This window comes from [Rhizobium] kunmingense (assembly GCF_977018605.1).
Genome location: NZ_CDRNXG010000001.1, coordinates 3,390,148 through 3,415,568 on the forward strand (window position 1 = coordinate 3,390,148; position 25,421 = coordinate 3,415,568).

Below are 25,421 nucleotides of genomic sequence, written 5' to 3' on the forward strand. Positions count from 1 at the left end.
AAGCCCTCAAACGGGTCACGGTTTCGACGAATCGCGGGCTGTCGAAACCGGCCCAAAATGACAATAGACGCCAATTACGGCGAAACTCCCCTAGCCGCGCCGGTTGCCCGACGCTTGAGGGAATGGTGTGCGCGATCTCTCACGCACACCGTTGTCAATTCATTACTCGGCAGCGTCTGGAAGCTGGCCTTCCGCCGTTTCGAGCTTGGAATTCTCCAGCTCGACCGACAGACCAAGCGAGCGCATTTCCTTGACGAGAACGTTGAAGCTCTCCGGAATGCCCGCTTCGAACGTGTCGTCGCCACGTACGATCGCCTCGTAGACCTTGGTACGGCCTGCCACGTCGTCCGACTTCACGGTCAGCATTTCCTGCAGGGTGTAGGCGGCGCCGTAGGCTTCCAGAGCCCAGACTTCCATTTCCCCGAAGCGCTGGCCACCGAACTGCGCCTTACCACCGAGCGGCTGCTGGGTGACGAGCGAGTACGGACCGATCGAACGCGCGTGGATCTTGTCGTCCACAAGGTGGTTCAGCTTGATCATGTACATGTAGCCGACAGTGACCTTGCGGTCGAAGGGCTCACCCGTACGGCCATCGTACAGAACCGACTGACCGCTCTCGTGCAGGCCTGCCTTCTTCAGCATTTCCGCAACGTCCGGCTCATGCGCACCGTCGAAGACCGGCGTTGCGATGGAGACGCCCTTGCGGGACTGCTCGGCCAGCTTGACCAGTGCGTCGTCGTCGAAGGACGAGACTTCGTCCTTGGCTTCCGAGGCGTACACGTCCGTCAGAACCGTCTTCAGGTCGCTGATGTCCATGGTCTTGCGATACTCGTCGAGCATGTCGCCGATCTTCTTACCCATGCCGGCGCAAGCCCAGGCAAGGTGGGTTTCGAGGATCTGGCCGACGTTCATGCGCGAAGGCACGCCCAGCGGGTTCAAGCAGATGTCGACATGGGTACCGTCTTCGAGGAACGGCATGTCTTCGACAGGCACGATACGCGAGACGACGCCCTTGTTACCGTGACGGCCGGCCATCTTGTCGCCCGGCTGGATCTTGCGCTTCACAGCGACGAAGACCTTGACCATCTTCATGACGCCCGGAGGCATTTCGTCGCCGCGCTGGACCTTTTCGACCTTGTCCATAAAGCGATGCTCGAGCAGCGACTTCGACTCGTCGTACTGACCACGCAGGGCTTCGATCTCGCCCTGGACCTTTTCGTCCTCGACGGCAAACATCCACCATTGCGAACGCGGGTACTCGGAGACGACGGCGTTGGAGAGCTCGACGCCCTTCTTGAAGCCCTTCGGACCGGCAACCGACATCTGGCCACGCAGCATGTCGACCAGACGACCGTAGACGTTACGGTCGAGGATCGCCTGTTCGTCGTCGCGGTCCTTGGCGAGGCGTTCGATTTCCTCGCGTTCGATCGCCATCGCACGTTCGTCCTTTTCGACGCCGTGACGGTTGAAGACGCGAACTTCGACGATCGTGCCGAACGTGCCCGGAGGCATGCGCATGGACGTGTCGCGGACGTCGGAGGCCTTCTCACCGAAGATGGCGCGCAGAAGCTTTTCTTCCGGCGTCATCGGGCTTTCGCCCTTCGGCGTGATCTTGCCGACGAGGATGTCGCCAGGAGCCACTTCCGCACCGATGTAGACGATGCCGGCTTCGTCGAGGTTCTTCAGCGCTTCTTCCGAAACGTTCGGAATGTCGCGGGTGATTTCTTCCGGACCAAGCTTGGTGTCACGGGCAGCCACTTCGAATTCCTCGATGTGGATGGACGTGAAGACGTCGTCGGACACGATACGCTCGGACATGAGGATCGAGTCTTCGTAGTTGTAACCGTTCCAAGGCATGAACGCGACGAGCGCGTTGCGGCCGAGTGCCAGGTCACCGAGGTCGGTCGACGGACCGTCAGCGATGATGTCGCCCTTGTTCAGAATATCGCCAACGGCGACCAGCGGACGCTGGTTGACGCAGGTGTTCTGGTTGGAGCGCTGGAACTTCTGCAGACGGTAGATATCAACACCGGACTTGCCGGCATCGAGGTCTTCCGTTGCACGGATAACGATACGGGTCGCGTCAACCTGGTCGACCACGCCACCACGACGGGCAGCGATGGCAGCACCACTATCACGGGCAACGACCGGTTCCATGCCGGTACCGACGAACGGCGCTTCGGCGCGAACGAGCGGAACGGCCTGACGCTGCATGTTCGAGCCCATGAGAGCGCGGTTGGCGTCGTCGTTTTCGAGGAACGGGATCAGAGCCGCTGCGACGGAGACGAGCTGCTTGGGCGAAACGTCCATCAGGTTGATGGTGTCGCGCGGGGACAGCATGACTTCGCCCGAATGACGGCAAACGACGAATTCCTCGACGAATTCACCGGTGGACGTCAGTTCGGAATTGGCCTGTGCGACGTAGTATTTTGCCTCTTCCATAGCGGAGAGGTAGATAACGTCGGTCGTGACCTTGCCATCAACGATCTTGCGGTACGGGCTTTCGATGAAGCCGTACTTGTTGACGCGGGCAAAGGTTGCGAGCGAGTTGATCAGACCGATGTTCGGGCCTTCCGGCGTCTCGATCGGGCAAATACGGCCGTAGTGGGTCGGGTGAACGTCGCGGACTTCGAAGCCTGCGCGCTCGCGGGTCAGACCACCCGGTCCAAGAGCCGAAAGACGGCGCTTGTGGGTGATTTCCGAAAGCGGGTTCACCTGGTCCATGAACTGCGACAGCTGCGACGAACCAAAGAATTCGCGAACGGCGGCGGCAGCCGGCTTGGCGTTGATCAGATCCTGCGGCATGACGGTGTCGATCTCGATCGACGACATGCGTTCCTTGATCGCGCGCTCCATGCGGAGCAGACCGAGGCGGTACTGGTTTTCCATCAGCTCGCCGACAGAACGAACACGGCGGTTGCCGAGGTTGTCGATGTCGTCGATCTCGCCCTTGCCGTCGCGCAGTTCGACCAGCATCTTGACCACGGCCAGGATGTCGTCCTTGCGCAGAACGCGGACGGTATCCTCGACCTGCAGGTCGAGACGCATGTTCATCTTGACGCGACCGACGGCCGACAGGTCGTAGCGCTCGGCGTCGAAGAACAGCGAGTTGAACATGGCTTCCGCGGAATCCATGGTCGGCGGCTCACCCGGACGCATGACGCGGTAGATGTCGAACAGGGCGTCCTGACGGTTCTCGTTCTTGTCCGCATTCAGCGTGTTGCGGATGTAGGCGCCGACATTGATGTGGTCGATGCCGAGAACCGGGATCTCGTCGAAGCCGTTATCGAGGATGATCGGCAGGGTCTTCTCGTCGATCTCGTCGCCGGCTTCGAGATAGATCTCGCCCGTCTCGTAGTTGACGATGTCTTCGGCCAGATAGTTGCCGTAGAGGTCTTCGTCGGTTGCCTTGAGAGCCTTGAGGCCCTTCTCGGTCAGCTGGCGGAGCAGACGCGGGGTCAGCTTCTTGCCGGCTTCGACGACGACTTCGCCCGAATCCGCGTCGACCATGTCGGACAGCGCCTTGGCGCCCTTGAGCGTCTCGGCGTTGAACGGAATGCGCCAGCCATTGCCGTCGCGTTCATAGTTCGACTTCGAATAGAAGGTCGACAGAATTTCTTCGCCGTCCATGCCAAGCGCCATCAGCAGCGACGAGACCGGGATCTTGCGGCGACGGTCGATACGGGCAAAGACGATGTCCTTGGCGTCGAATTCGATATCGAGCCAGGAACCACGGTAAGGGATGACGCGTGCAGCAAACAGAAGCTTGCCGGACGAGTGGCTCTTGCCCTTGTCGTGATCGAAGAACACGCCCGGCGAACGGTGCATCTGAGACACGATCACGCGCTCGGTGCCGTTGACGATGAACGTGCCGTTGTCGGTCATGAGCGGCATGTCGCCCATGTAGACGGACTGTTCCTTGATGTCCTTGATGGACTTCGCGCCCGTATCCTCGTCGATATCGAACACGATGAGACGCAGCGTCACCTTGAGCGGCGCTGCGTAGGTCAGGTCGCGCTGACGGCATTCCTCGACGTCGAACTTCGGCGGGTCGAATTCGTAGGACACGAACTCGAGCATCGAAGCGCCGGAGAAATCGGTGATCGGGAAGACAGACTTGAAGACCGAATTGAGGCCTTCGTCCGGACGGCCGCCCTTGGGCTCCTCGACCATCAGGAACTGGTCATAGGATGCCTTCTGAACCTCGATCAGGTTCGGCATCTCCGTGACTTCAGGAATTTTACCAAAAAACTTGCGTACGCGCCTGCGACCATTAAACGAAAGGGTCTGCTGAGCCATCGTCGCTCCTTCAAAATTGCATCCGGGCCTGCAACGGACGGCTATCGGAGGCCAACCGATATACCGTCGAACATGGTTTCTCAATCTCGTCCCGCTTGCCGAAACCCTAGGCCGGATTGCCTAGTACCCCGGTGGGGACCATCCTCTTGAGAACCCATTACCCAGGAGCCGTTTTGACACGGATCCTGGGTAATAAGTTCGTAAAGGAAACGGGCGGAAGAGACAGGCTCTTCCGCCGCATTCCAGAATTACTTAACGTCGACCTTAGCGCCGGCGTCTTCGAGCTTCTTCTTGAGGTCAGCAGCTTCAGCCTTGGAAACAGCTTCCTTGACAGCCTTCGGAGCGCCTTCGACGAGGTCCTTGGCTTCCTTCAGGCCGAGACCTGTGATTGCGCGGACTTCCTTGATGACGTTGATCTTGTTTGCGCCGGCATCAGCGAGGATGACGTCAAACTCGGTCTTTTCTTCTTCAACGGCAGCAGCCGGGCCAGCAGCGGCAGCAACAGCTACCGGAGCAGCGGCGGAAACGCCCCACTTTTCTTCGAGAAGCTTGGAAAGCTCAGCAGCTTCCAGAACGGTCAGAGCCGAGAGGTCTTCAACGATCTTTGCGAGATCAGCCATTTTCATAGTTCCTTATATTGGTTCGAACTTGGTTTTGAACAGCGAAAAACCGCCTTAAGCGGCTTCGTCCTTCTTTGCATAGGCCGCGAACACGCGGGCAAGCTGGCTTGCCGGTGCTGCAACAACCCCTGCGATACGGGTAGCCGGCGTCTGGATCATGCCCAGAAGCTTTGCACGCAGCTCGTCGAGCGAAGGCAGGGTCGCAAGCGACTTGACTGCATCTGCTGTGAGCGTCGTGGAACCCATGGCACCACCCAGAACAACGACCTTGTCGTTGGTCTTGGCGAAATCCATGACGACCTTCGGTGCCGTGATCGGGTCGGCGCTATATGCGATAAGCGTCTGACCCTTGAAGAGATCGACGATCCCTTCCGACTCCGTACCCTGAAGAGCGATCTTGGCCAGGCGGTTCTTCGCGACTTTGACGGTGCCGCCAGCAGCGCGCATTTTCGAACGGAAGTCGTTCATCTGCGCAACTGTGACACCAGCATAGTGGGCCACGACAACCGAACCGGAAGCCTTGAAGACTTCGTTCAGCTCCGTGACGAATTCGCGTTTTTCCGCTCTTTCCACTGTCTGTCTCCAGTTGACGGGACCGCAATCCTGCAGGCCCCATCGGTTTGCCTTTGCCACAAAGGGCCTCTTTCAAGACCCCAAGTGACGCTTGAGGATCCTGCCCCCCTGCTCTGAAGCGTCTGCTACAGGCACAAGGCACACCAGGCTCGAACCAACTTTCACAAGACGCATGACGCATCTTCAAAACTCGGGTCTTACCCGTCTCATGCAGGTTTGAATTATTAAGGCCTTGATCCCGAAGGATTTAAGCCACCCACAATCTCGGACAGGAGTTCCGGATTTCTCCGGAAATTCCCGACCCCGCAAGAGGCCGGGAATTCTTTTTGACCGGGGAAGCCCCCCCGGCGAAACTTATGCGTTGACCGACGACGGGTCGATCTTGACGCCCGGACCCATGGTCGAGGAGATCGCTACGCGCTTGACGTAGTTACCCTTGGCGCCAGCCGGCTTAGCCTTGACGACGGCGTCAGCGAAGGCCTTGATGTTCTCTTCGAGCGCCTTGGCGTCGAAGGAAGCCTTGCCGATGCCGGCGTGAACGATACCGGCCTTTTCGACGCGGAACTCCACAGCACCGCCCTTGGAAGCCTTGACGGCACCAGCGACATCCATGGTCACCGTACCGACCTTCGGGTTCGGCATCATGCCACGCGGGCCGAGAACCTTACCGAGGCGACCGACGAGCGGCATCATGTCCGGGGTTGCGATGCAGCGATCGAAGTCGATCTTGCCGCCCTGGACGATTTCCAGCAGGTCTTCCGCGCCGACGATGTCTGCACCGGCTGCCTTGGCTTCGTCAGCCTTGACGCCACGTGCGAAGACGGCAACGCGAACGTCACGGCCAGTGCCGTTCGGCAGGTTGACAACGCCACGAACCATCTGGTCGGCGTGACGCGGGTCAACACCGAGGTTCATTGCGATTTCGATGGTTTCATCGAACTTGGCAACCGCACGTTCCTTGACCATCGAGATGGCGTCGGAAAGGGCTACGAGCTTGGTCGGATCAACGCCTTCGCGGATCTTCTGAATACGCTTTGCAAGCTTTGCCATGTTATGCCACCACTTCCAGACCCATGGCGCGGGCAGAGCCCTCGATCATGGCCATTGCGCCTTCGATATCGGCAGCGTTGAGATCCTTCATCTTGGCTTCGGCGATCGTCTTGATCTGAGCCTTGGTGAGGGTACCGGCCTTGCCGCCCTTACCAGGCGTCTTGGAACCGGAGGTGATCTTCGCTTCCTTCTTCAGCCAGTAGGAAACCGGCGGCTGCTTCATGACGAAGGTGAAGGACTTGTCCTGGTAATAGGTGATGACGACCGGGATCGGCATACCCTTTTCCATTTCCTGCGTGGCGGCATTGAACGCCTTGCAGAATTCCATGATGTTGATGCCACGCTGACCAAGCGCCGGGCCGATCGGCGGGGACGGGTTTGCCGATCCTGCCTTGACCTGAAGCTTGAGCTGGCCTGCTACTTTCTTAGCCATATCTCTCTGCCTTTCACTAACGGGGCGGCTTCCCGACCCAATTTACCGGTTTCACCCGGCGGCTGCGGTTGCGTGGTCCGGATATGCAGGGTCCGGCTAAGACCCCTCACCTTCCACGCGGTTCGCGGCTTTTGGCCGCGCGAGACCCGACAAGCGGGCCCCATCTCAAAGCATCAGACCTTCTCGACCTGTGCATATTCCAGTTCGACCGGGGTCGCACGACCGAAGATCGAAACCTCGACCTTGAGGCGCGAACGCTCCTCGTCGACATCCTGAACGACGCCATTGAACGACGCGAACGGACCGTCGGAAACGCGAACCTGCTCGCCGATCTCGAACGAGATCGAGGACTTCGGACGCTCGACGCCTTCCTGAACCTGGCCGAGGATACGCTCGGCCTCGAAGTCGGGAATCGGAACCGGCTTGTTGTCGGAACCGAGGAAACCCGTAACCTTCGGGGTATTCTTGATCAGGTGATAGGCATCATCCGTCAGGTTTGCGCGCACCAGCACGTAACCTGGGAAGAACTTGCGCTCCGCCTCGACCTTGCGGCCGCGGCGAACTTCCGTCACCTTTTCGGTCGGAACGAGAATCTTTTCGAACAGATGCTCAAGCCCCTTCTGGCGAGCCTTGTTCTCGATGTCGTCCGCAACCTTCTTTTCAAAATTCGAATATGCGTGGACGATGTACCAGCGTGCCGCCATCTTCACTCTCCAGTATCAAACGCTGACATTGAGGATCAGGCGCAGAACCCAACCCATCAGCTGGTCAGCTGCGAAGAAGAACAAAGCAGCAAAGACGACCATTACCAAGCACATAGCCGTGGAAATGCCAGTCTCACGGCGGGACGGCCACGTGATCTTGGCCGCTTCGGAGCGAACCTGCTTGAAGAACGTAACCGGATTAGTCTTGGATGCCATCGACTTTCCACGCAATTACGGCACGTAAGGCCGAAAACTTTCAGCCCCACGCACCGCGTGTCTGTTTTGCCCCTACATAAACACCGCACCTCCCTCACACAAGAGGGAAATACGACATTCGATGAAATTCGCAGCCTCACGACCAGCCATCCACCCGGCGCAAAAATAAATGCGACTTCGAGAGAATGGCAGGGGCAGCCGGGCTTGAACCGACGACCTGCGGTTTTGGAGACCGCCGCTCTACCAACTGAGCTATACCCCTTCGCCCTGGACGGTGGTGAATGACAAATCATTCGAACCGCCTCAAGCTGTGGCGAACCCTTTAAGGTGCGTCGCCATGGTTGGCAAGTGTGTTTTTTGAATTCTTGCGGCTATCGATAGCTGCCGCCGGGGCCATCCATCGTCTCGACCGCCCGCGCGGCAGAGAGCGCAGGCTCGGAGCCGACGAAAACCTCGCCGCCGTCGACATCGAGAATTCCCGGCCGGCCACCCGGCACGCCCTTGCGTTCCTGCGGCCAAGGCAGGCGGCGCCACGCGAGGCGCGGCGGCTTATCGACATAGGCATCAGGCTGATTGACCAGATTGCCGGTGATCCTGTCGATAATCGTGGCAATACCGATCTTGCGGCCCTCGACATGATAGAAATTGCCCTTCACCTGAATCGCACCGGCAAGCGCGCGGATGAAACAGGCAAGCAGGCTGCGGTCGATTCGCTCCGGGTGACGCCAGAAGACATCGAGGCCACCCTGATGGGTGAGGCCCGGAATGTCGAAGATCGCCGAACCCAGGACGATGGTCGGCACGTCGGCGCGCAGCGAATGCAGGCCGGTCGTCGAGTTGACGACGATGGCGCCATGGCTCTCGCGCAGCATCTCCTGGAGATTGCCCTTCTCGACGAAGACCACCCGATCCCTGACGCGGAACCGTTCGGAAATCTCGGTCACGACCTTGCGCCAGCTTTCCAGATCGTTGTCGAGCGGATGCTGCTTGATGATCAGGCGTCCATTTTCCGGCGCATGGCGGGAAAACGACTGAATGACCTGTTCGAGCATCTGTGACAGATGCCGGTAAGGCGAGTTCGCACGGATCTGGTAATCGCTCTGCAATTGCAGGGCCAGGAGATAGTTGCGCTTGAGCTTGTCGGCGAAAAAGTTCTCCGGCAGATCATGACGCTGGCGGAACATGCGCGGCAGCCAGGAGAGATAATCGAAGAGCGGATCGTAATACTTGTCCGAGCGATAGAAGGGGAACATCACCCGGCCGAAATAGGCGAGCAGATTATAGATGACCTCGTTGGTGCCTTCCTGGCCGAACGTATGCGGATAACGCGCCTTGAGATCGGGGTCCGGCACCTTAGCGGCAATCCGGCGAATGCTTTCCGGATCGTTGGGGAAATGCGAGAAGCGACCCATGCCGTCGCGTTCCAGCGTGATCCAGTCCGGACGCAGGTAGCCGAATTCGACCGCATGACAGCGCACGCCGAGGCGACGTCCAACACGGGCGGCGAACCGGTGATAGGGCAAGCGATCGGCATAATAGAGGATGTCGGTAATGCCTTCGCGCCTGATCAGCTCGGCAAGGTAGCGAGGCCACTTCTTGAGAGTGCCACGATAATTGATCGCGCCGCGCTTGAACCAGTAGGCCTGATCGCCGAGCGAGAAGTTCACCCGCTTCGTCTCTACCCCACGGACCTCGAAGGCATCGGAGAGTTCGCGCCAAAAAACCGAAGGTGGACCTTGCAGAAAGAGAACTTTGGTCATACGCGATCTGGTACCTTCGAAGACCTGAATGCGCCGACGGGTCGTGCGCAAAAAGCAGTGGGATCAGCTATTTGTCATTAAGGTGCTTGGCATTCTCATCAAACGCCTCCCGCCGTCAATGCAATTTGGGAGACATCCCGTTAAATCCCGTAATCGGTGTGACATGAAAGCACGCACATTCCTCTTCCTGCAGGGGCCGGCCTCCCCTTTCTTCCGCGTCGTCGCAGACCGGCTGGAGGCGCGCGGCGCAGCGGTCCACCGAATCAACTTCTGTGTCGGCGATGCAATCTTCTGGTTGCCGCGCAAGGCGACACTCTATCGCGGCAGCAAGGCGAACTGGCCGACCTATCTGGAGCGCTTCCTGCGTCACCAATCAGTGACCGACCTGGTCATGCTCGGTGATGGGCGTGACTATCATGCGGCGGCGGCCGAACTCGGACAGGCACTCGGCATCCAGGTCCATATCGTCGAGCATGGCTACCTGCGGCCAGACTGGCTGACCGTCGAGCCGGACGGCATGTCGGCGCATTCGCGTTTCCCGAATGAACCGGGTGCGATCCGGCAGCTGGCCAAAGGCGTTGAGGGCGTGTCCCGTGACGGGTTGTTCGCTTCCAGCTTTCTGACTTATGCGCTTTACGACCTGACCTATCATATCCCCAATGTCCTGCTCGGTCCCTTTCTGCATCGACATTACCGCACCCACGGGCCGGTTCATCCGATCGTCGAGTATGGCGGCTGGATCTGGAAAGGGCTGACGGCGAAGCACCGCCGACGGGAGGCGGAGCAGGCAATCGCTAAGGCCACGCAACTTCCGGATGGAAGCGATGCCCGTTTCTTTCTCTTCCCTCTGCAACTGGCCGGCGACTATCAGATCCTGCGCCACTCACCGGGTGGGGACCTGCGCCGAATCGTCGATGCGGTGATCGCGTCATTTGCCGCACATGGAGCGAAGGACAGCCGGCTGCTGTTCAAGGTTCATCCGATCGACAACGGGCTCGCCGGCTGGGCGGGGCAGATTTTGGCGACGGCATCGAGGCTTGGTGTCGGCGATCGCGTCTTTCTCGCAGACGGTGGCAATACGGATGCGCTGATCGAACGCTCGGCAGGCGTGGTGACCGTCAATTCGACCGTAGGTCTGACGGCGCTCGCGCTGCACCGGCCAGTCATCGCGCTCGGCGCGGCCATCTATGATTTGGCCGGACTGACGTCGCAGGCGTCGCTTGCCGACTTCTGGGTAAACCCTCCCCTGCCCGACGCCGGGCTGTTCGACGCCTTCATGCGGGCGCTTGCGGCAACCACGCAGGTGCGGGGCGGCTTTATCGGCCGAGAGGCGATCGGGATGGGGGCGGAAAACGTCGCCGAGCGACTGCTGGAAGCGGAACAGCGCCTGCCGGAGACACTGCGCAAGCCGCGCAACGCGGCTCAGTTCCGCTACGGCCATGAGCTTTTCGACGGCGAGCGCCGTTAGCCCTCTTTCTTGTTCGCGCGTGTACCGAGAGCACATTCACGATTGGCGCCGGTTCCCGGCGCATTCTCGAACGTGCAGCGGCTTTCCGGCGGTGCGCCGCAGATTTTCGCAAGCTCTCTGAAGCCGACGCATTTTCCGTCAGGACCGCGATAGCCGGGGCCGCCCTTGCAGCCGCAACCGGTGCAGCGCGGGCGCTCGGGGCATGCCGCATGAGCGATCGTCGTCACCGGCAAGGCAGACAAGCCCGACAGAGCGAAAAAGCCGATAGCGATCAGGTACCGCATCATTCTTTACAACCCGCCCATGCACCACCCTCTGCCCCGGGGCAGGCAGATACGAAAAAGGCCCCGCTGTTTCCAGCGGAGCCTTCTCAAGTCAATGATCGATCGAGATTACTCGATGATCGAGGCAACGATGCCGGCGCCGACGGTACGGCCACCTTCGCGGATAGCGAAGCGCAGCTTTTCTTCCATCGCGATCGGAACGATCAACTCAACCTGAACCGTGACGTTGTCGCCCGGCATAACCATTTCCGTGCCTTCCGGCAGCGAAACGATACCGGTAACGTCCGTCGTGCGGAAGTAGAACTGCGGACGGTAGTTGGTGAAGAACGGCGTATGACGGCCGCCTTCTTCCTTCGTCAGGATGTAGGCTTCAGCCATGAACTTCTTGTGCGGCTTGACCGAACCCGGCTTGCACAGGATCTGGCCACGCTCGACGCCGTTACGGTCAACGCCGCGAACGAGAGCGCCGATGTTGTCGCCAGCCTGGCCCTGGTCGAGCAGCTTGCGGAACATTTCAACGCCGGTAACCGTCGTCTTCGAAGTGTCCTTGATGCCGACGATTTCGACTTCTTCGCCAACCTTGACGATGCCGCGCTCGACGCGACCGGTCACAACCGTACCACGGCCGGAGATCGAGAACACGTCTTCGATCGGCATCAGGAACGGCTGGTCGATCGGACGCTCAGGCGTCGGGATGTAGGCGTCGACCTGGGCCATCAGTTCGCGAACGGCATCTTCGCCGATCGTCTTGTCCGAATCGTTGAGGGCGGCCAGAGCCGAACCCTTGACGACCGGAACGTCGTCGCCCGGGAAGTCGTAGGACGACAGAAGTTCGCGAACTTCCATTTCGACCAGTTCGAGAAGTTCAGAGTCGTCGACCTGGTCGACCTTGTTGAGGAACACGACCAGAGCCGGAACGCCAACCTGACGGGCAAGCAGGATGTGCTCGCGGGTCTGCGGCATCGGGCCGTCGGCAGCCGAGCAAACCAGGATCGCGCCGTCCATCTGGGCAGCACCGGTGATCATGTTCTTGACGTAGTCGGCGTGGCCGGGGCAGTCAACGTGAGCGTAGTGGCGGTTCGCGGTCTCGTATTCGACGTGAGCCGTCGAGATGGTGATGCCACGCGCCTTTTCTTCCGGAGCAGCGTCGATCTGGTCGTACGCCTTGAACTCGCCGAAGAACTTCGTGATCGCTGCCGTCAACGACGTCTTGCCGTGGTCAACGTGACCAATCGTGCCGATGTTGACGTGAGGCTTGTTGCGCTCAAACTTGCTCTTTGCCATTGAATGCTTCCTGTGAACATAAGAGGTGGACCCGGAACCGGGTTTGGTGCAGCCGTTTAAGGCTTTCGGTTAGATTGCGCAAGACATAATTACGCCGGGCCAAAGCGCAAGGGGCAGCCTGCCGTGAGAAGTGTCAACAGGCGGACCAGCCGTCGCTTTTGACCTCAGGACGCTTCCTGCGCGGAGAGTGCCTGGGCGATGAGGCGGCAATTGTCGTTGCCCTGCGGCAGAAGCGTGACCGGATCGACAAGCCCGGCTGCAACGCCAATCCCGTTGGCCGCTGCCCAACCCCAGTTCTGCTGCGCATAGTCCAGCAATTGCGGACCTTCGACCGTGATGCAGGCACGGCCCGCCTCGACCAGCCCTGCCTGGGAAACGCCCTGCAGTCGCTCGGAAATCTCCGCCTGCAACGGCGTTACGACGAAGATGGCGAACAGATAGCTGATGAATTCGGACAAACGGATCTCCTGGATTATGCGTGAGGGAGATAGGTATTGCCGAACGGATGCACCAGTGTGACAGAGCGTCAAAAACGACGATTATCGATGTGCTGAATATAAAGGTGAAAAAGTGGAGCGGGTAGCGGGAATCGAACCCGCGTATTCAGCTTGGAAGGCTGCTGCTCTACCATTGAGCTATACCCGCGGTATGTTTGGTTCTTCGATCCGATAACAGAATGGTGGAGGGAGTTGGATTTGAACCAACGTAGGCTGAGCCAACGGATTTACAGTCCGTCCCCTTTAACCACTCGGGCATCCCTCCAGTATTCCGTCTGGATCGTAAGACCAAGTTCGTCAGACCCTTGAGCTTGGCGCCCCGTCGTCTGTGGCGGCTATATGACCGCCTCGTTTCCTTCTGTCAACACGACCCCTTTGAAAAAATGACGAAAAAATTACGTTGTCCACCGAGCCCCCTGCGGAAGGGCTTTGCCGGACAGGGGCGCAGCTATATAAGGCGGCATGAGCACAAAAGATCCTAACGACAAATCCGCCCGCGACACGCATTACGCCACGCTTCGGCGCGCCGTGCGCGACCAGAAGCGCGAACGCGGCGAAATCCCAACCCCGCAGCAGCAGCGCCGACCGAAGACCAATACGGACTGGAAGCCGCCGCAATTGCAGCAGGATCAGGTGTTCCTGTACGGTCTCCATACGGTACGCGCCGCACTCGACAACCCTGAACGCAAGCTGATCAAGCTGACCGTCACGCAGAACGCGTTCGTGCGGTTGGATATAGGCAACTCGACCGACCAGGCCTTCCCGGTCGAATTCGTTTCGCCGCAGGATATCGACAAGGTGCTCGGCCCGGACGCGATCCACCAGGGCGTGATGCTGGAAACAAGGCCACTGCCGGTGCGTCGTCTGGATGCGCTGCAGGAAAGCCCTCTGCTTCTGGTTCTCGACCAGGTGACCGACCCGCACAACGTCGGCGCGATCATGCGTTCCGCCGTTGCATTCGGCGCCGGCGCCGTAATCACCACCCAGAGACACAGCCCGACGGAATCGGGCGTGCTGGCGAAATCGGCCTCGGGCGCGCTGGAAATGATCCCCTATATCCAGATCACCAACCTCGCCGATGCGCTGGGCGAGCTGCACAAGCTGGGCTTCACCACGGTCGGGCTCGATTCGGAGGGGCCGGCGCCGCTCGAAGAGGCGCTTTCCGGTGATCGCGTGGCGCTCGTGCTCGGCTCCGAAGGCAAGGGCATCCGCCAGAAGACCCGCGAGACCGTGACCACGCTTGCCCGTCTGGACATGCCAGGCGAGATCAAATCGCTGAACGTCTCCAATGCGGCGGCGATCGCCCTTTATGCAACGCGGCAGCACCTTGCCCGCAAGCCGTAGGCGATACGCCTCCACCGGCGGGGCTGAACAGCCTCGCCGGTCTCCGCTTTAGCACATCCTCATAAGTCCATCCTCGCGCAAGCTTTGCATGATGATCTCCTAATATTGAGCACGGGAGATGCACATGGAAACAGGTATCTGGAAAAGCCCCGTCGTCATCGAGATGTACGGACGGCCGGGATCGGTGATCATCACGGGGACGCTCGACGCGGCCCTGATGCTGATCGGCGCCTGGCCGACAAAGCGAACCGAGACCCACATATCCGCCGTTCTGGCCTGCCGCGATGTGTTGACGGGGCGCGGCGAACCCGGCCTCGCACGGATCAACTTCATCGAAGCGGCGATCGAGGCCGGTTACCGGATCGAGCCGGAAACCTTTCTCAGCGACCGCTGGGATCTGACGCCCCTGCCCGAAGAACTGCCCCGGCCGGCGCTGGGCTTGGCTGCCCTGATCCGAAAACGGGCGCAGCTTTCGAGCGATGTCGCATCCGCTGCCGGGCCGCAGCCTTCGGCGAAGGATGAACCGTTTGCCAGCCCGAAGATACGGCCGGCACCGCAGGCACGCGCCACGCCGCCGCCGCTTAGGGAGCTTCTCGGCCGGTTACTGTCTTTGCTGGGTCAGATCGGCCTGGAATTCGGCTGGCTGCTCACCGCCGCGCTGACGCTCGGCATGGTGCGGCGCACCGACCGGCAGGCGCATTGACGCGTGCGTGCCGGGACCTGCCCGACCACGGGACTCCCACGCGGCGCAAAAACATGGCATTGAGTAGGGATCATGACGATCACCTCTCCCAAGTCACGGCCCTCCCCCCCGGCCAAGGTGCCGGCCGAGCCGCTGTCAGAATCCATGGCGCGGTCGTCGATCCTCGAGATTTTCGAGCGGGCCGCACTTCTGGCCGGCAGGCCGATACTGGACATCCACAAGGCCGGACCGGACACGCGCTACAAAGCGGACAGTTCGCCGGTAACGGAAGCCGACGAAATGGCGGAAACGGTGATCTTGCGCGAGCTGGCGCGCGCCTGCCCGCAGATCCCCATCGTTGCGGAGGAACAGGTTGCCGCGGGGCGCATCCCCGATATCGAGGGCAAGAGTTTCATTCTCGTCGACCCGCTCGACGGCACGAAGGAATTCATCAACGGCCATGACGATTTCACCGTCAATATCGCGCTGATCGATGATGGCCGCCCGGTTGCAGGCGTCGTCTATGCCCCGGCGCTCGGGATTGCCTATAGCGGCGATGCCGAAGGGGCGGCCAAGCTTATCGTCGATGCGGAGTTCAAGGTTACAAGCCGCGAGAGGCTTGCCACGCGCCGGCTCGCCGCACCACAGATCGCGCTCTGCAGCCGTTCACACCGGTCAGTGGAAACGGACGACTATCTCGGCGGATGCGGAGCTGCCGAAATCCGCACCGTCGGGTCATCCCTGAAATTCTGTCTGATCGCCGAGGGCCTCGCCGATCTCTACCCGCGGTTCGGCCGCACGATGGAATGGGATACGGCAGCGGGCGACGCGGTTCTGCGCGCGGCTGGCGGCATGACCGCAGACCTTGCGGGCAACCCATTACGCTACGGCAAAACCGGACGGCCGCACGAGGCAGATTTCGCCAACCCGGATTTCATCGCACGGTGCCTGGGTGCCAGCGGCTGACACGCGATATCCGCGCCTTGCATCTAAGCAAGAGGCGAAATCTACAGCAATGTGCCTGGAAAAACGGTGCCCCCGACAAGGTTCGAACTCGTGACCCCCTGATTACAAATTCTGGGAAAGATCAAATGCGACTGATGGCGGCAACACATCGCTAACCTAGATATGCGGATATCCCATTGTAATTCAACAAATAAGTTAACTTTTCCTGATTTCTTAACCTTGCCCGCGTGAATACCGAGACCCCACTGTATCAGACTTGAACAGAATGAAGGTGCCCCTATGGTGCCCCCAATCAGTTCAAGTGCCCCCGACAAATCAGGAGGTCTAGGTGCCCGTCTTTATCGACAACAAGGTGATTGAGGATGCCCGCAAGGCCGCGGCAGATCGTAAGGTCGCGGAATACCGAGACAGTCAGGTCGCCGGCCTCGCCATCCGCATCAAGAACGGCAAGGCTGCCTGGTGGGTGCTGACGAAGCACAACAAGATCACGATCGGGCCTCTCGATGCCTTCCGCCACGATCAGGTTCCGCTGCTTCGAGAGGTGGCGACGAAGGTGAAAGCCAGTTGGTCGACTGGGCTCGTTAACAATCAGATCAGGACGATGCTGACGGCGCTGCTGACCCAGCCCACTCATGCTCCGTCGCTTGAGAGCGCTGAGAACACGGCCGCTGTTAAGATCGACGGCGCATGGACGTGGGAAGTGCTCCGAACCGAATATCTTCGATGGGCGGCCGAGCATCGTAGCGATGCAACCCATTCGACCTATCACAGCGCCCTTGGGGCGGCGAAGAACAGCAAGCTGGCGAACGATTTCAAGCATCTCAAAGGCAAGGCAATCGCGAACATCACGCAACTGGATATCCTGACGATCCGCCAGAGCATTATCGAGCGAGCTGGCATGACCAGCGGCGTACCCGGTGGACACTTCCGTGCCGCACAACAGACGGAGAACGGCCTACGGGCGGCGTTCAGGTTCGCGATGAACCCGACGCGCAAGACTGGGCTAAAAGTCAACCCGATGGTCGGTCTTCCGTCAATCGAGCGGCCCGACATGAAAAAGCGGGACATCGTAGACGCCGCGGCGATTTTCGAACGCCCGTATATGTCCCTCAAACAGATATATGATCTTCTATTCTGGATGCCGCAGCAGGGGTTCCCGAAAGAGGCCGAACTGGCGCTAACCCTGCAGGCGCTCACGGGCCAGCGCATCGAAACCGTCACGTCGACGTTCCACACGCAGGTCGTGCGGAGTTATGGAGGGAGCTCGCGGTATATCTGGTATCTTGGACCCGACAAGATGAGACTGTGGCGGCCGCTGCCGTTGCCATACTTCGCATCTTGGGCGGCCCATACCGCCCTGCTCCACTTCCAGAAGCGGGACCCGTCGAAAGGTCCGAACCACTTCCTTTTCCCCCAGATCAAGAAGAGGTACGCGCATATCCCTGCGAACGGGCATATCTCCAATCACCTGGTGAACGACATATTCCAAGCCGCAAGAAAAAAAGGCGGACCACTCGAAGGGACGACCTTCGCAAGCCATGACTTACGTCGGGCATTTGTGACGCATCTCCGTCACAAGGGCAAAAGGCTTGGGCTTGGATACGACGACATTCTCGGGCTTATCGAACGAGTGACCCACAAGGGTGCGGGCAAAATCTCCGTCATCGAAAAGCACTATGACTTGGACCCCGAGACGGTGTTTTCATTCCGCATCCTGCTCCTATGGCAGGATATGATCTTGGGCGCACATGGCGAGGAGAAACGCCCCGATGATCGGTGGTTCGATTTGGACGAACCCTACACCGACTACACCGCAGAGGAATGGGCACAATTGATGGAGAGCGCCGACCATCGAAACAAACTCCAGGGCTAGTTGCCCAGCCCCCTTAATGAAGGGGCTGTGCTCCATCCCCTTCGGGCTCGGGGGGCATGCTCTTCGGTTTAAGAAAAGTGTCGTTCTTCAGGGCATTGAAAACTTCATCCTGAATGAAAGCCATAATACTCCGAGCGGCAACGAGATATTCTGCGACTTGCTCCTTTTTGGGTTCCTTCAGGCGGTCACCATGAGCGATCGCATTGCGCGTCCCAAGTAGCCGATTCAGGACCGACCTATGTGTTTCGACGCTCTCAAAATCGAGGCCCAACTGGAACAGCAGCTTCTTCAAGATGTCGGTATCTACGTTGGATTTCATATCGATAAGCTTGTCGGGGATTTGCACGTTGATTTTGGAAATTGTCTCGTAGTCGACAACGAACTGTTGTTCACGAGCGCTCAGGTGAAGAGCAGTGTCGTTAGGTAAAGCCTTACGAAATACGTCATGCTTCCGCTGAGAATCTCTCAATGCGCCGAAGACATTACTGAGTCCCGCCGCCGCAATTGCAGGTGATGCTGTTGAGCAGGTCAGGCCCATACCATTTATGGTACTCGCATAAGCTGTTAGCGCGAAGCGACAGAAGCCCTCCAAATGGGCATAGGTCAGCATCACGATAATTCGCCTAAGTCGGACCTGATCATCTTCATTGTCCGAGCTGTCATGCATCTGCTCGATCAGTCGGATTTCGGCTTCTCTGCTTGCCCGATCAGCCTCTAGCTCAGCGTGGACATCAAGGGCCGAAGGCATCAACAAGCGCCTTTTCTACGAGGTTGATTCTGGCATTAAGGGGGCCAGGGGAGTTCTTACCGCCACCTGTCGTGATCTCAACAAACCCTGGGTCGGTTTTGATTGCCGTGAGAACGTCGCTCACCCGCGCCATCTGTGCGGGGTCTGCCGCGTCCAATTCATTAATAACCGCCTGGAGGCCCATAGTTACCGCTTCGTAGTGATATATGCCGAACGCATTCGTCAACTTGCCCGTTCTCTTATTCAGGAACGAGAAAGCGAATTCACCAATAGAAGCCTCGAGTACCGCGAACGTCTTTTCGAAGAGAGCTTTTTCCGAAGCGTAGTCAAACGGGATTTCTTTATTCGCTACTCCCTCCATGTATTCTGTAAGGAAGTCTCCGACTTCATGTTTGAAGTTCTGCCGGCTATTTTTCAGCGCGAAGAACCTGAGCACGAGTTCGTCGTTTACACCAGATAGAATACGACCTTGGGTCAGATTGCCGACACACACCTGGAACGCGCTCAGTGCGCTTAATTCCGACAGGAAGTCAGGCATTTCGTTGCCAAGCATTCGAACCGTCGCATTCCTAATTTGCTGGTCGGAAAGGCGTTCGCCACCTGTGTTAAGTCTCTTGAACATATGATACTTGAAGCGAGGGTCAGACTCTTTGCGAACGACCTCGACTCGAATGAACGAGCGTTTCAGTCGTATCTGAAGAGATGACGGCAGATCATTCCAAGTTAGGCCATTAAGTGCGGTAACGATATCGCAGTCTGCGAGCTCCAAGAACTGCCCTGGCGTAACGGGAGGGTCCAAATGTGGCGCGTCAAGCTGACCTCTCAGGTGTAGGTATGATGAGATACGCTGAAGACCATCTATAAGCTGATAGTGGTTTTCTTCATCCTCGATTACGAAAATTGGTGGTATCGGCATTTCAAGAAGCAAAGACTCGATCAGTCGGGACCTTTGCCCCTCAGACCAGCGAAATAGCCGTTGGTAATCTGGCGCAATGTTCAGTTCGCCGCTCTCATGCATGTCAAGCAACTCGTTAAACGAGATATCAAGCGATTGCGTATGGGCTTGACGAAGAGCGGAGCTAACCTCGTTAACAATATCAATGTTTTTAGTCATTCGCTTCAACCTTAAACAGCTTCAAAACAAAGTACGGACTCTACAGCTCCCGACTTCCGACTGTAATTCCTTGAACTTGGATTTAGTCCCGACATTGAACGGCGCACATTGAAGTCTTCCCTCCGACGCAACTGTAGATCGAAGGACGATCCCATTTCCGATAAAATGGTCGGTAGGTCGTTATGAAGCTCCTTGTAAAAGGAATCTTGAACAACCAAAATCGCCTGCCCCTTTTCTTTCAATGCTTCTCTTATCGCGCGCATGCTGGTGGCCATCTTGTTGAAGTAGTCGAGATGAGTCTTGAGGTAGTATCCGCTTGACGCTTTCGATGGGTGATCTTTAACGTCGCGAAGGAAGTGGCAGCATGTCTCACCCCACTTCTCGTCAACTTCAATGTCAGCCTGTGGAACGCGGATCGATCCAACCATGTCGCGAGAGAGGTCACTACCGTTCACTGAACAGAATGGCCCCAATATCGCCAACTCAACTCGTGTCGCCGCGGTGTAGTCGATACGTGTGCAGTAAGGCGGCGAGGTTAAGACGAGATCGACAACCCCAGTTCCCGCCTTGCACTGTCGGCTGTCCGCAATTGCGATTTCAGTGGCTGCCAAATCTCTCGCATTACCGTTTGATGATCGCGAAAGCTCATCGATCATTCCGTACATGTATTTCTTAAATTGATCGTAGATCACCCTCCGCTTGATTAGCAATTTATCTTGGTCTGTCTTCGCGACGCGAACCCATGTCGGGTTGGTCGACTGAAAGCTGGAGAGCATGCTCCTGCTCACAGCGAACAGCGCAACATAGAACGCCGCGGCGATCGACGACAGGTATCCAAGATTAACCCCGGACGGGCCGAGCGTCAGTTTTCCTACCAGACGTTTCCGGATCGAACGTTCAAGACTACGCAGATCGGCCACAGTCTCTTGGTGGAACCAGTTCGCCAATGGGTCATCTGTCGAAACTTTTCGGTCTCGGCGTACTCCATCCAATATCTGTTGGAGGATGGGTTCCAACGCATCGGCTTCAGAAGCTGGCAGCAACCTGGCGCGGGCTATAACCACCATGACAGGGTTAAGGTCATATCCGATAGATCGGAAGCCATGCCTCGCTGCTATGGACGTGGTGGTACCGCTACCGTTCCAAGGGTCGAGGACCACCGAGCCTGGATTAAGGCCGGCTGACCGTAGAATACCGTCGACAAAAATCTCGGGGTAGCCAGCGTAATACGGGAAAAACGCTTCCCACCCCTTCTGAACGCGCCGATCTCGCTTAGGTGATAAAATCGTCAGGCCCTGCACGTTACAATACTTTCCACTTCACATCCCGACCAACCCGAAGCGGTTGTATCCGGGGAATTAGATTCTGTCGAATGAGTGTCAGCTAATTCAATAGATATCTATTCTCTTCGATGTCTTGAACACATACCCTCGGCGCAGGGGTTCCCCTCGGCTTACCCCATGACGATGCTCCGGCATTTCGACCAGGGCCACTGGTCCCTGCTCGATCGCTTCGCGACCATTCCTCTCGCATAGTCAAGGGGCCCCGCGCCTCGGTGACGGCCAGTCGGGCCGCTCGAAACGGCCTGCGGCCTGCGGCATCCCCCTTGTGGGGCATGCCTTCTCCGAGCATGGCGGCCCGCCCCGCCGTCAACCCCAGCGCCTGCCCACATCACATGCAAACCAGGTATTCGACTTGCTAAAGGCACGCAGTCACACATGCATTTTATCTGATAGTCACATTTCTATATTGACTGATAGTCAGATAGGAATGATGCTGGTTATCAGGCAGCAAACAAGCTGACGAGAAGGAGCCAAGCATAATGCAGTTTCGAGTGAGTGCTAACGGTCGCAGGGTTCAATGCCTTGCCGCGGTGTATGATGCGGTAACGAAACGGACTAGGCAAAAACTCGTCTGGACTATCGACCTACATGATATCGACGAAGGCAAATGGCCGCGCTCGATGCCCGACGAGCTGGCAGCAGGCACGCCAGAACAGCGGCAAAAGTGGTCAGCCGAAATCGACCAGTACCTAGTCGAACAACACGATCAGAGATATCAAAACAAAGTTCGGAACGCCTACGATGCCGTAAAGAACCTGATGGCGATGATACTTGTTGACCTCGACTGCCCTACACCAACCCTCACTCAGGAAGAAAGGTGGCGGCTCGAAGGAAATGTCATCGGCTGGGTCAACGCTCTCGGCATCGCGTCACGAATACCGAGTACACCACCAGAGCACATTTCCTAAAAGTTTAGGGATTTAGTTAGGAAAGCCCGCGTCGTAGCCGCGGGTTCCCCTGGGCACCTTCCGGCAAAAATTGTAAACATAACCTCATGAAATCAATTACTTATGAGGCTATACATGAAAGTCACGACGACAAGAATACGGGCGTTGACGTTTACAGTTCTCATCGAAGAAGCCACCAGCGCGGCACCTGATGGTCAGTCACTTTTCTATCTAGCGTCAGTCTATAAAATGACTGACGACGGCGGCAAGCAGCTCCTCCGACGATCACGCCTACCAGGAGCGGCACTCACATTGAAAATCGTACTGCAACGCGACGGCCTGCGGGCTTTCGACCGACTGTAACGGAGACGACTCATGCACAACGACGACAAATTCCCCTGGAACATGACGCACGAACTCAGCACTACTTGCGAGATCGGAGACTTCGCTCTGTATTCTGGTGAACTCCCCGACCTTGACGGAGAGGCGGCTTGGTTCGTTCGTCACCGCGGACGTGTCGTCGCGAGCGGCATCGCCGACGATCTAGGTGCCGCTCAAGCCCAAGCCGAGCAGGCAACTGAGAATTGGACAGATCGAGATTTACGCGTTTACGGATGACCCGAGATACATCCGAGGCCCGCAACCGCACTCCACGGGCCTCCTAGACGCACAGAATGTTGACGATCAAGGTTTGAAGGACGATTCATCGACTTTCAAACCTTTTTTCGGTTTCCTGCCTTTCTTAATTTTCGGCTCCATAGCTTCCCGCCATTCCTGCGCGGCACGCTTCAGTCGGTTTCCTGTCGCTTCCTCGTCACCGACGACGAGGCAGCGCGTGAGGTCCGACCATTCCAGCCAATGAGCACGATCGTCGACCCATGCCGAAGCCGAAGGCGCAACGCGTTTCAGGACATCGAGCGAAGCCCGAACCCTCGGTGTCAATTGACGAGCGCTCCTGATGTGACGCATGGCCTCGTCAATCGAGATGCTGCGTACCATCTGCGGCCTCGGCGCTGGCGGTGCAGCAGGTGAAACCGTCGTCGCCGCCCGCGACGGAGACGGCACGAGCGGCATAGAGCCGACAAGCGCCGCGAAGATCGCAAAAAGCTGGGCCACTGCCCCTTGCGCGGATAGCTCGCGATGCGCCCGCCGCGCCCGATGCACACGCATCATGACCTTGTGTCCGCAATGCCGCGACCTCTCCCGTTCTCGTTTCTTAGTCATTTCGGTCTGTACCCCCTCGTCATGTTCATATCCGCGGCTTGCGGCCTGTACTGCGCAAGCTCCGCCGTCAGTTGCTGGACTTCCTGCCACGCCTCGTTCCGCTGCGCGGCGAGCTCACGCACCGACGCTGCCGACGCATCCGCTTTTTTCTCGGCTTCGCGGCGGCGCTCTCGCTCTGTCCGAACATCGCCGCGGGCTTGGTCGAGCAACCGTTGCGCCTGGTCGACCTTCTCGCGGAACTCAGCGGCGATGGTGTCGCGGACTTTCGAAATCCTCAAACCGTCGAAAAATGAGCGCACGCGCCCGCTGAAGCCCTTCAGGCGCTCGGCTGACCGCTGGGCCATTTCTGCCGACTGACGTGCCCTGTTGGCCTCGGCTGACGCTTTTTCGGCCTTCTCTCGCTCTTGGCGGGCCTGATCGACCGCACGATCGGCGGCCGCCTTCGCCTGGGCGGCTTTTGCGGTCTCGGCCGAGGCCGTCGCCTTTGCCTGAGCGATAAACTCTTGTCCCTTGGCCTGGACGGTTTTTGCCCGCTCGACCGTCTGCTGCAGGGCCTTTGCCTGAACCTTTTCAGCCTGCCATTCCGCACGCGTCAGACGACGCTTTGCAGGCCCCAGCCTAGTCAGGCCGCAGGGGACCGCCACCGCCTGGTGGTACCCATCCTGCCATTTCCGCATGGCGGTTTTGTATGCATGGTCAGACCGTTTTATGACTGACCTCTGGTCCTCATCAGGCTGCGGGCTGGCGAGCACCGCCGCCTTTGCAACCTGACCTGGATGCAGCAGCGAAGCTTTCATCGCCCGATCGGGCGGCAGGGCATAGGCATGCAGGTGACAATGCGCCTCGTCTTCATGTCGAATAACCGAGACGAGCGCGGTCCCAAACTCCTCTTTCAGCCAAGCGACGTTGCGGCGCTCCCATTCCGCGACCTCCCGCTGTTTTGCGGGATCGGCTTTCACCTCCTGGACGGTGTAAGGATGACTCGCGACGACGGTGACAAGCGTATGCTGGTCCTGCCGAATAGCCTTCTCTTTCCCGCCTTTCGGCGTGGTCCGAGCGTTCGCTGCCTGAGTATCGTGCAGCCGTTCGACCTCATCCAGCGGCAGGCCATGGATGACTACGGGAGGCAGGGGGGCGCGGACATGCAGCGACGCATCGGGACGGCGTGTAGCTTCACCGAAAACGAAACTCGTGGACCGCCCTTTACGATCGCCTTTGCGACTGAAATTCTCCATGTGAACAAACTGGTTCGCCACGGCATCACCTCAATAGACAACGATGCGGTGCCAGGTCGTATGTGCAGGCTCGACATAACTGGAGCCTGGCGAGGCGCACGCATCCGTGTCTAGCGCGATATCGTAAGAGCCGCGTCCGGGACTGCCGTACAAATTGCCGCCTTCTGGGCTTCCGCGGCGGTAGCTGAAACCAGGCGGATAGCGCAACGACCAGCGCCCGCGGCAGGCGGAAGGCAGGTACACCGCAAAAGCGATATCGACTTGGTAAACCCCGAGGCGCACCCGTTCGGCGGAAAACCTCATCGTATCCGCCGCGGCAGATGTGGCGATAGATGCCGACACAGCGGCGGCGAGAATGGCTCTGTTAATCGTCATGCTGCACCCCACCCCTCGGACACAGGCAGGCCGAATTCGGCCCATTCGCATACCCGCTGAAGTGTCACCGCTCGCCGCCGATCGCGCTCCTGTAGGAGACGATCGAGCATGCGCTGACCGTGAGCCAACTGCTCAACAACCCGCGGATCGTTATTGCGGAACCCGAGCAGTGTCTCAGACGCAGAATCGAATTCGATGTCGTCAAATTCAGATGGCCGCGAAAACGCATTACGGAACTCACGCCGCCTCGAAACACCCCCGCTCAGAGCCGACATTGCCTCGGTCAAAGCGCCGATAACAAGCTCCAACTCACCGTCCGTAAATTCCCTATCACCCATGCGGCACCTCCCTGTTTCCAAGAAGAATGGTGTGTGCCGGCGGAAGCGAAAGCAAGAATTAGAGACAGACTAATGTTTCTCCCGTTGGTCGAAACGTCTGCTCT

The 25,421-nt window shown here is 58.5% G+C and carries 26 protein-coding genes and 3 tRNA genes; 8 read left to right on the plus strand and 21 right to left on the minus strand.

From position 1 onward, the window contains the following. Nucleotides 1–162: 162 nt before the first annotated feature. From rpoB to AC0JZ4_RS16485, 9 genes are all read right to left on the minus strand, one after another. Entirely contained in the window at nt 163–4,299 is a 4,137-nt protein-coding gene (rpoB, locus tag AC0JZ4_RS16445) for a DNA-directed RNA polymerase subunit beta (RefSeq protein ID WP_471887404.1), read from the minus strand. Between the two features lie 248 nt (nt 4,300–4,547). Further along, complete coding sequence (gene rplL / locus AC0JZ4_RS16450) at nt 4,548–4,919, minus strand: 50S ribosomal protein L7/L12 (RefSeq protein ID WP_471887405.1); 372 nt, start codon at nt 4,917–4,919, stop codon at nt 4,548–4,550. Nucleotides 4,920–4,973: 54 nt separating this feature from the next. Next, complete coding sequence (gene rplJ, locus AC0JZ4_RS16455; protein WP_471887406.1) at nt 4,974–5,552, minus strand: 50S ribosomal protein L10; 579 nt, start codon at nt 5,550–5,552, stop codon at nt 4,974–4,976. A gap of 294 nt (nt 5,553–5,846) precedes the next feature. Beyond that, a complete protein-coding gene (gene rplA / locus AC0JZ4_RS16460; protein ID WP_471887407.1) occupies nt 5,847–6,542 on the minus strand; it encodes a 50S ribosomal protein L1 in 696 nt (231 codons plus the stop codon). Nucleotide 6,543: 1 nt separating this feature from the next. Then, nucleotides 6,544–6,975 carry a 50S ribosomal protein L11 gene (gene rplK / locus AC0JZ4_RS16465; protein WP_112509939.1) on the minus strand — a complete coding sequence of 144 codons (432 nt, stop codon included), beginning with the start codon at nt 6,973–6,975 and terminating at the stop codon, nt 6,544–6,546. A gap of 173 nt (nt 6,976–7,148) precedes the next feature. Further along, nucleotides 7,149–7,679: a transcription termination/antitermination protein NusG gene (nusG, locus tag AC0JZ4_RS16470; RefSeq protein WP_471887408.1), complete on the minus strand. Its 531-nt coding sequence runs from the start codon at nt 7,677–7,679 to the stop codon at nt 7,149–7,151. A 15-nt stretch (nt 7,680–7,694) separates the two neighbouring features. Further along, nucleotides 7,695–7,895 carry a preprotein translocase subunit SecE gene (gene secE / locus AC0JZ4_RS16475; RefSeq protein ID WP_471887409.1) on the minus strand — a complete coding sequence of 67 codons (201 nt, stop codon included), beginning with the start codon at nt 7,893–7,895 and terminating at the stop codon, nt 7,695–7,697. 186 nt (nt 7,896–8,081) lie between these two features. Next, nucleotides 8,082–8,157, minus strand: a tRNA-Trp gene (locus tag AC0JZ4_RS16480). A gap of 109 nt (nt 8,158–8,266) precedes the next feature. Then, a complete protein-coding gene (locus AC0JZ4_RS16485; protein ID WP_471887410.1) occupies nt 8,267–9,655 on the minus strand; it encodes a capsule biosynthesis protein in 1,389 nt (462 codons plus the stop codon). A 163-nt stretch (nt 9,656–9,818) separates the two neighbouring features. On the opposite strand from AC0JZ4_RS16485, the gene AC0JZ4_RS16490 reads away from it, so the two are divergent. Continuing rightward, nucleotides 9,819–11,123 (plus strand): capsule biosynthesis protein, encoded by a 1,305-nt coding sequence (locus tag AC0JZ4_RS16490; RefSeq protein ID WP_471887411.1) that lies wholly within the window; start codon nt 9,819–9,821, stop codon nt 11,121–11,123. Here the strand turns inward: AC0JZ4_RS16490 and AC0JZ4_RS16495 are convergent. From AC0JZ4_RS16495 to AC0JZ4_RS16515, 5 genes are all read right to left on the minus strand, one after another. Further along, nucleotides 11,120–11,410, minus strand: coding sequence for a hypothetical protein (locus AC0JZ4_RS16495; protein WP_471887412.1), 291 nt, complete (start codon nt 11,408–11,410; stop codon nt 11,120–11,122). The genes AC0JZ4_RS16490 and AC0JZ4_RS16495 overlap by 4 nt on opposite strands. A 105-nt stretch (nt 11,411–11,515) precedes the next feature. Further along, entirely contained in the window at nt 11,516–12,691 is a 1,176-nt protein-coding gene (tuf, locus tag AC0JZ4_RS16500; RefSeq protein WP_471887413.1) for an elongation factor Tu, read from the minus strand. A gap of 164 nt (nt 12,692–12,855) precedes the next feature. Then, nucleotides 12,856–13,149 carry a hypothetical protein gene (locus AC0JZ4_RS16505; protein WP_471887414.1) on the minus strand — a complete coding sequence of 98 codons (294 nt, stop codon included), beginning with the start codon at nt 13,147–13,149 and terminating at the stop codon, nt 12,856–12,858. 113 nt (nt 13,150–13,262) lie between these two features. Further along, nucleotides 13,263–13,336: transfer RNA gene (locus AC0JZ4_RS16510), tRNA-Gly, on the minus strand. Nucleotides 13,337–13,368: 32 nt separating this feature from the next. Next, nucleotides 13,369–13,453: transfer RNA gene (locus tag AC0JZ4_RS16515), tRNA-Tyr, on the minus strand. A gap of 197 nt (nt 13,454–13,650) precedes the next feature. Here AC0JZ4_RS16515 and rlmB point away from each other — a divergent pair. The 4 genes from rlmB to AC0JZ4_RS16535 all read left to right on the plus strand — a co-directional run bounded on the left by rlmB (nt 13,651) and on the right by AC0JZ4_RS16535 (nt 18,053). Beyond that, entirely contained in the window at nt 13,651–14,532 is an 882-nt protein-coding gene (rlmB, locus tag AC0JZ4_RS16520) for a 23S rRNA (guanosine(2251)-2'-O)-methyltransferase RlmB (protein WP_471887415.1), read from the plus strand. A gap of 124 nt (nt 14,533–14,656) precedes the next feature. Continuing rightward, nucleotides 14,657–15,235 (plus strand): DUF982 domain-containing protein, encoded by a 579-nt coding sequence (locus AC0JZ4_RS16525; protein WP_471887416.1) that lies wholly within the window; start codon nt 14,657–14,659, stop codon nt 15,233–15,235. 159 nt (nt 15,236–15,394) lie between these two features. Beyond that, nucleotides 15,395–16,180, plus strand: a complete 786-nt coding sequence (gene cysQ / locus AC0JZ4_RS16530) for a 3'(2'),5'-bisphosphate nucleotidase CysQ (protein ID WP_471887917.1) — start codon at nt 15,395–15,397, stop codon at nt 16,178–16,180. 328 nt (nt 16,181–16,508) lie between these two features. Continuing rightward, nucleotides 16,509–18,053 (plus strand): hypothetical protein, encoded by a 1,545-nt coding sequence (locus AC0JZ4_RS16535; RefSeq protein WP_471887417.1) that lies wholly within the window; start codon nt 16,509–16,511, stop codon nt 18,051–18,053. Between the two features lie 13 nt (nt 18,054–18,066). Here AC0JZ4_RS16535 and AC0JZ4_RS16540 read toward each other — a convergent pair whose 3' ends face one another. From AC0JZ4_RS16540 to AC0JZ4_RS16550, 3 genes are read right to left on the minus strand one after another with little or no spacing between them, the layout of a single operon-like run. Next, complete coding sequence (locus AC0JZ4_RS16540) at nt 18,067–18,801, minus strand: MAE_28990/MAE_18760 family HEPN-like nuclease (RefSeq protein WP_471887418.1); 735 nt, start codon at nt 18,799–18,801, stop codon at nt 18,067–18,069. Beyond that, complete coding sequence (locus AC0JZ4_RS16545) at nt 18,785–19,915, minus strand: DUF262 domain-containing protein (RefSeq protein ID WP_332302530.1); 1,131 nt, start codon at nt 19,913–19,915, stop codon at nt 18,785–18,787. Before AC0JZ4_RS16545 ends, AC0JZ4_RS16540 begins: the two co-directional genes overlap by 17 nt. Before the next feature lie 11 nt (nt 19,916–19,926). Then, nucleotides 19,927–21,216: a DNA methyltransferase gene (locus tag AC0JZ4_RS16550; RefSeq protein WP_471887419.1), complete on the minus strand. Its 1,290-nt coding sequence runs from the start codon at nt 21,214–21,216 to the stop codon at nt 19,927–19,929. A gap of 521 nt (nt 21,217–21,737) precedes the next feature. On the opposite strand from AC0JZ4_RS16550, the gene AC0JZ4_RS16555 reads away from it, so the two are divergent. The 3 genes from AC0JZ4_RS16555 (at nt 21,738) to AC0JZ4_RS16565 (ending at nt 22,763) form a co-directional block, all read left to right on the plus strand. Further along, a complete protein-coding gene (locus AC0JZ4_RS16555; RefSeq protein ID WP_471887420.1) occupies nt 21,738–22,166 on the plus strand; it encodes a hypothetical protein in 429 nt (142 codons plus the stop codon). A 114-nt stretch (nt 22,167–22,280) separates the two neighbouring features. Further along, on the plus strand, nt 22,281–22,508 hold the full coding sequence (locus AC0JZ4_RS16560) for a hypothetical protein (protein ID WP_471887421.1): 228 nt from the start codon (nt 22,281–22,283) through the stop codon (nt 22,506–22,508). A gap of 12 nt (nt 22,509–22,520) precedes the next feature. Then, nucleotides 22,521–22,763, plus strand: coding sequence for a hypothetical protein (locus AC0JZ4_RS16565; protein WP_471887422.1), 243 nt, complete (start codon nt 22,521–22,523; stop codon nt 22,761–22,763). A gap of 66 nt (nt 22,764–22,829) precedes the next feature. Here the strand turns inward: AC0JZ4_RS16565 and AC0JZ4_RS16570 are convergent, their stop codons facing one another. From AC0JZ4_RS16570 to AC0JZ4_RS16585, 4 genes are all read right to left on the minus strand, one after another. Then, nucleotides 22,830–23,144 carry a hypothetical protein gene (locus AC0JZ4_RS16570; RefSeq protein WP_471887423.1) on the minus strand — a complete coding sequence of 105 codons (315 nt, stop codon included), beginning with the start codon at nt 23,142–23,144 and terminating at the stop codon, nt 22,830–22,832. A gap of 221 nt (nt 23,145–23,365) precedes the next feature. Next, nucleotides 23,366–24,625, minus strand: a complete 1,260-nt coding sequence (locus AC0JZ4_RS16575) for a plasmid recombination protein (protein WP_471887424.1) — start codon at nt 24,623–24,625, stop codon at nt 23,366–23,368. Between the two features lie 9 nt (nt 24,626–24,634). Next, complete coding sequence (locus tag AC0JZ4_RS16580; protein ID WP_471887425.1) at nt 24,635–24,979, minus strand: hypothetical protein; 345 nt, start codon at nt 24,977–24,979, stop codon at nt 24,635–24,637. Then, on the minus strand, nt 24,976–25,317 hold the full coding sequence (locus AC0JZ4_RS16585; RefSeq protein ID WP_471887426.1) for a hypothetical protein: 342 nt from the start codon (nt 25,315–25,317) through the stop codon (nt 24,976–24,978). The genes AC0JZ4_RS16580 and AC0JZ4_RS16585 overlap by 4 nt, the downstream gene beginning before the upstream one ends. Nucleotides 25,318–25,421 lie beyond the last annotated feature (104 nt).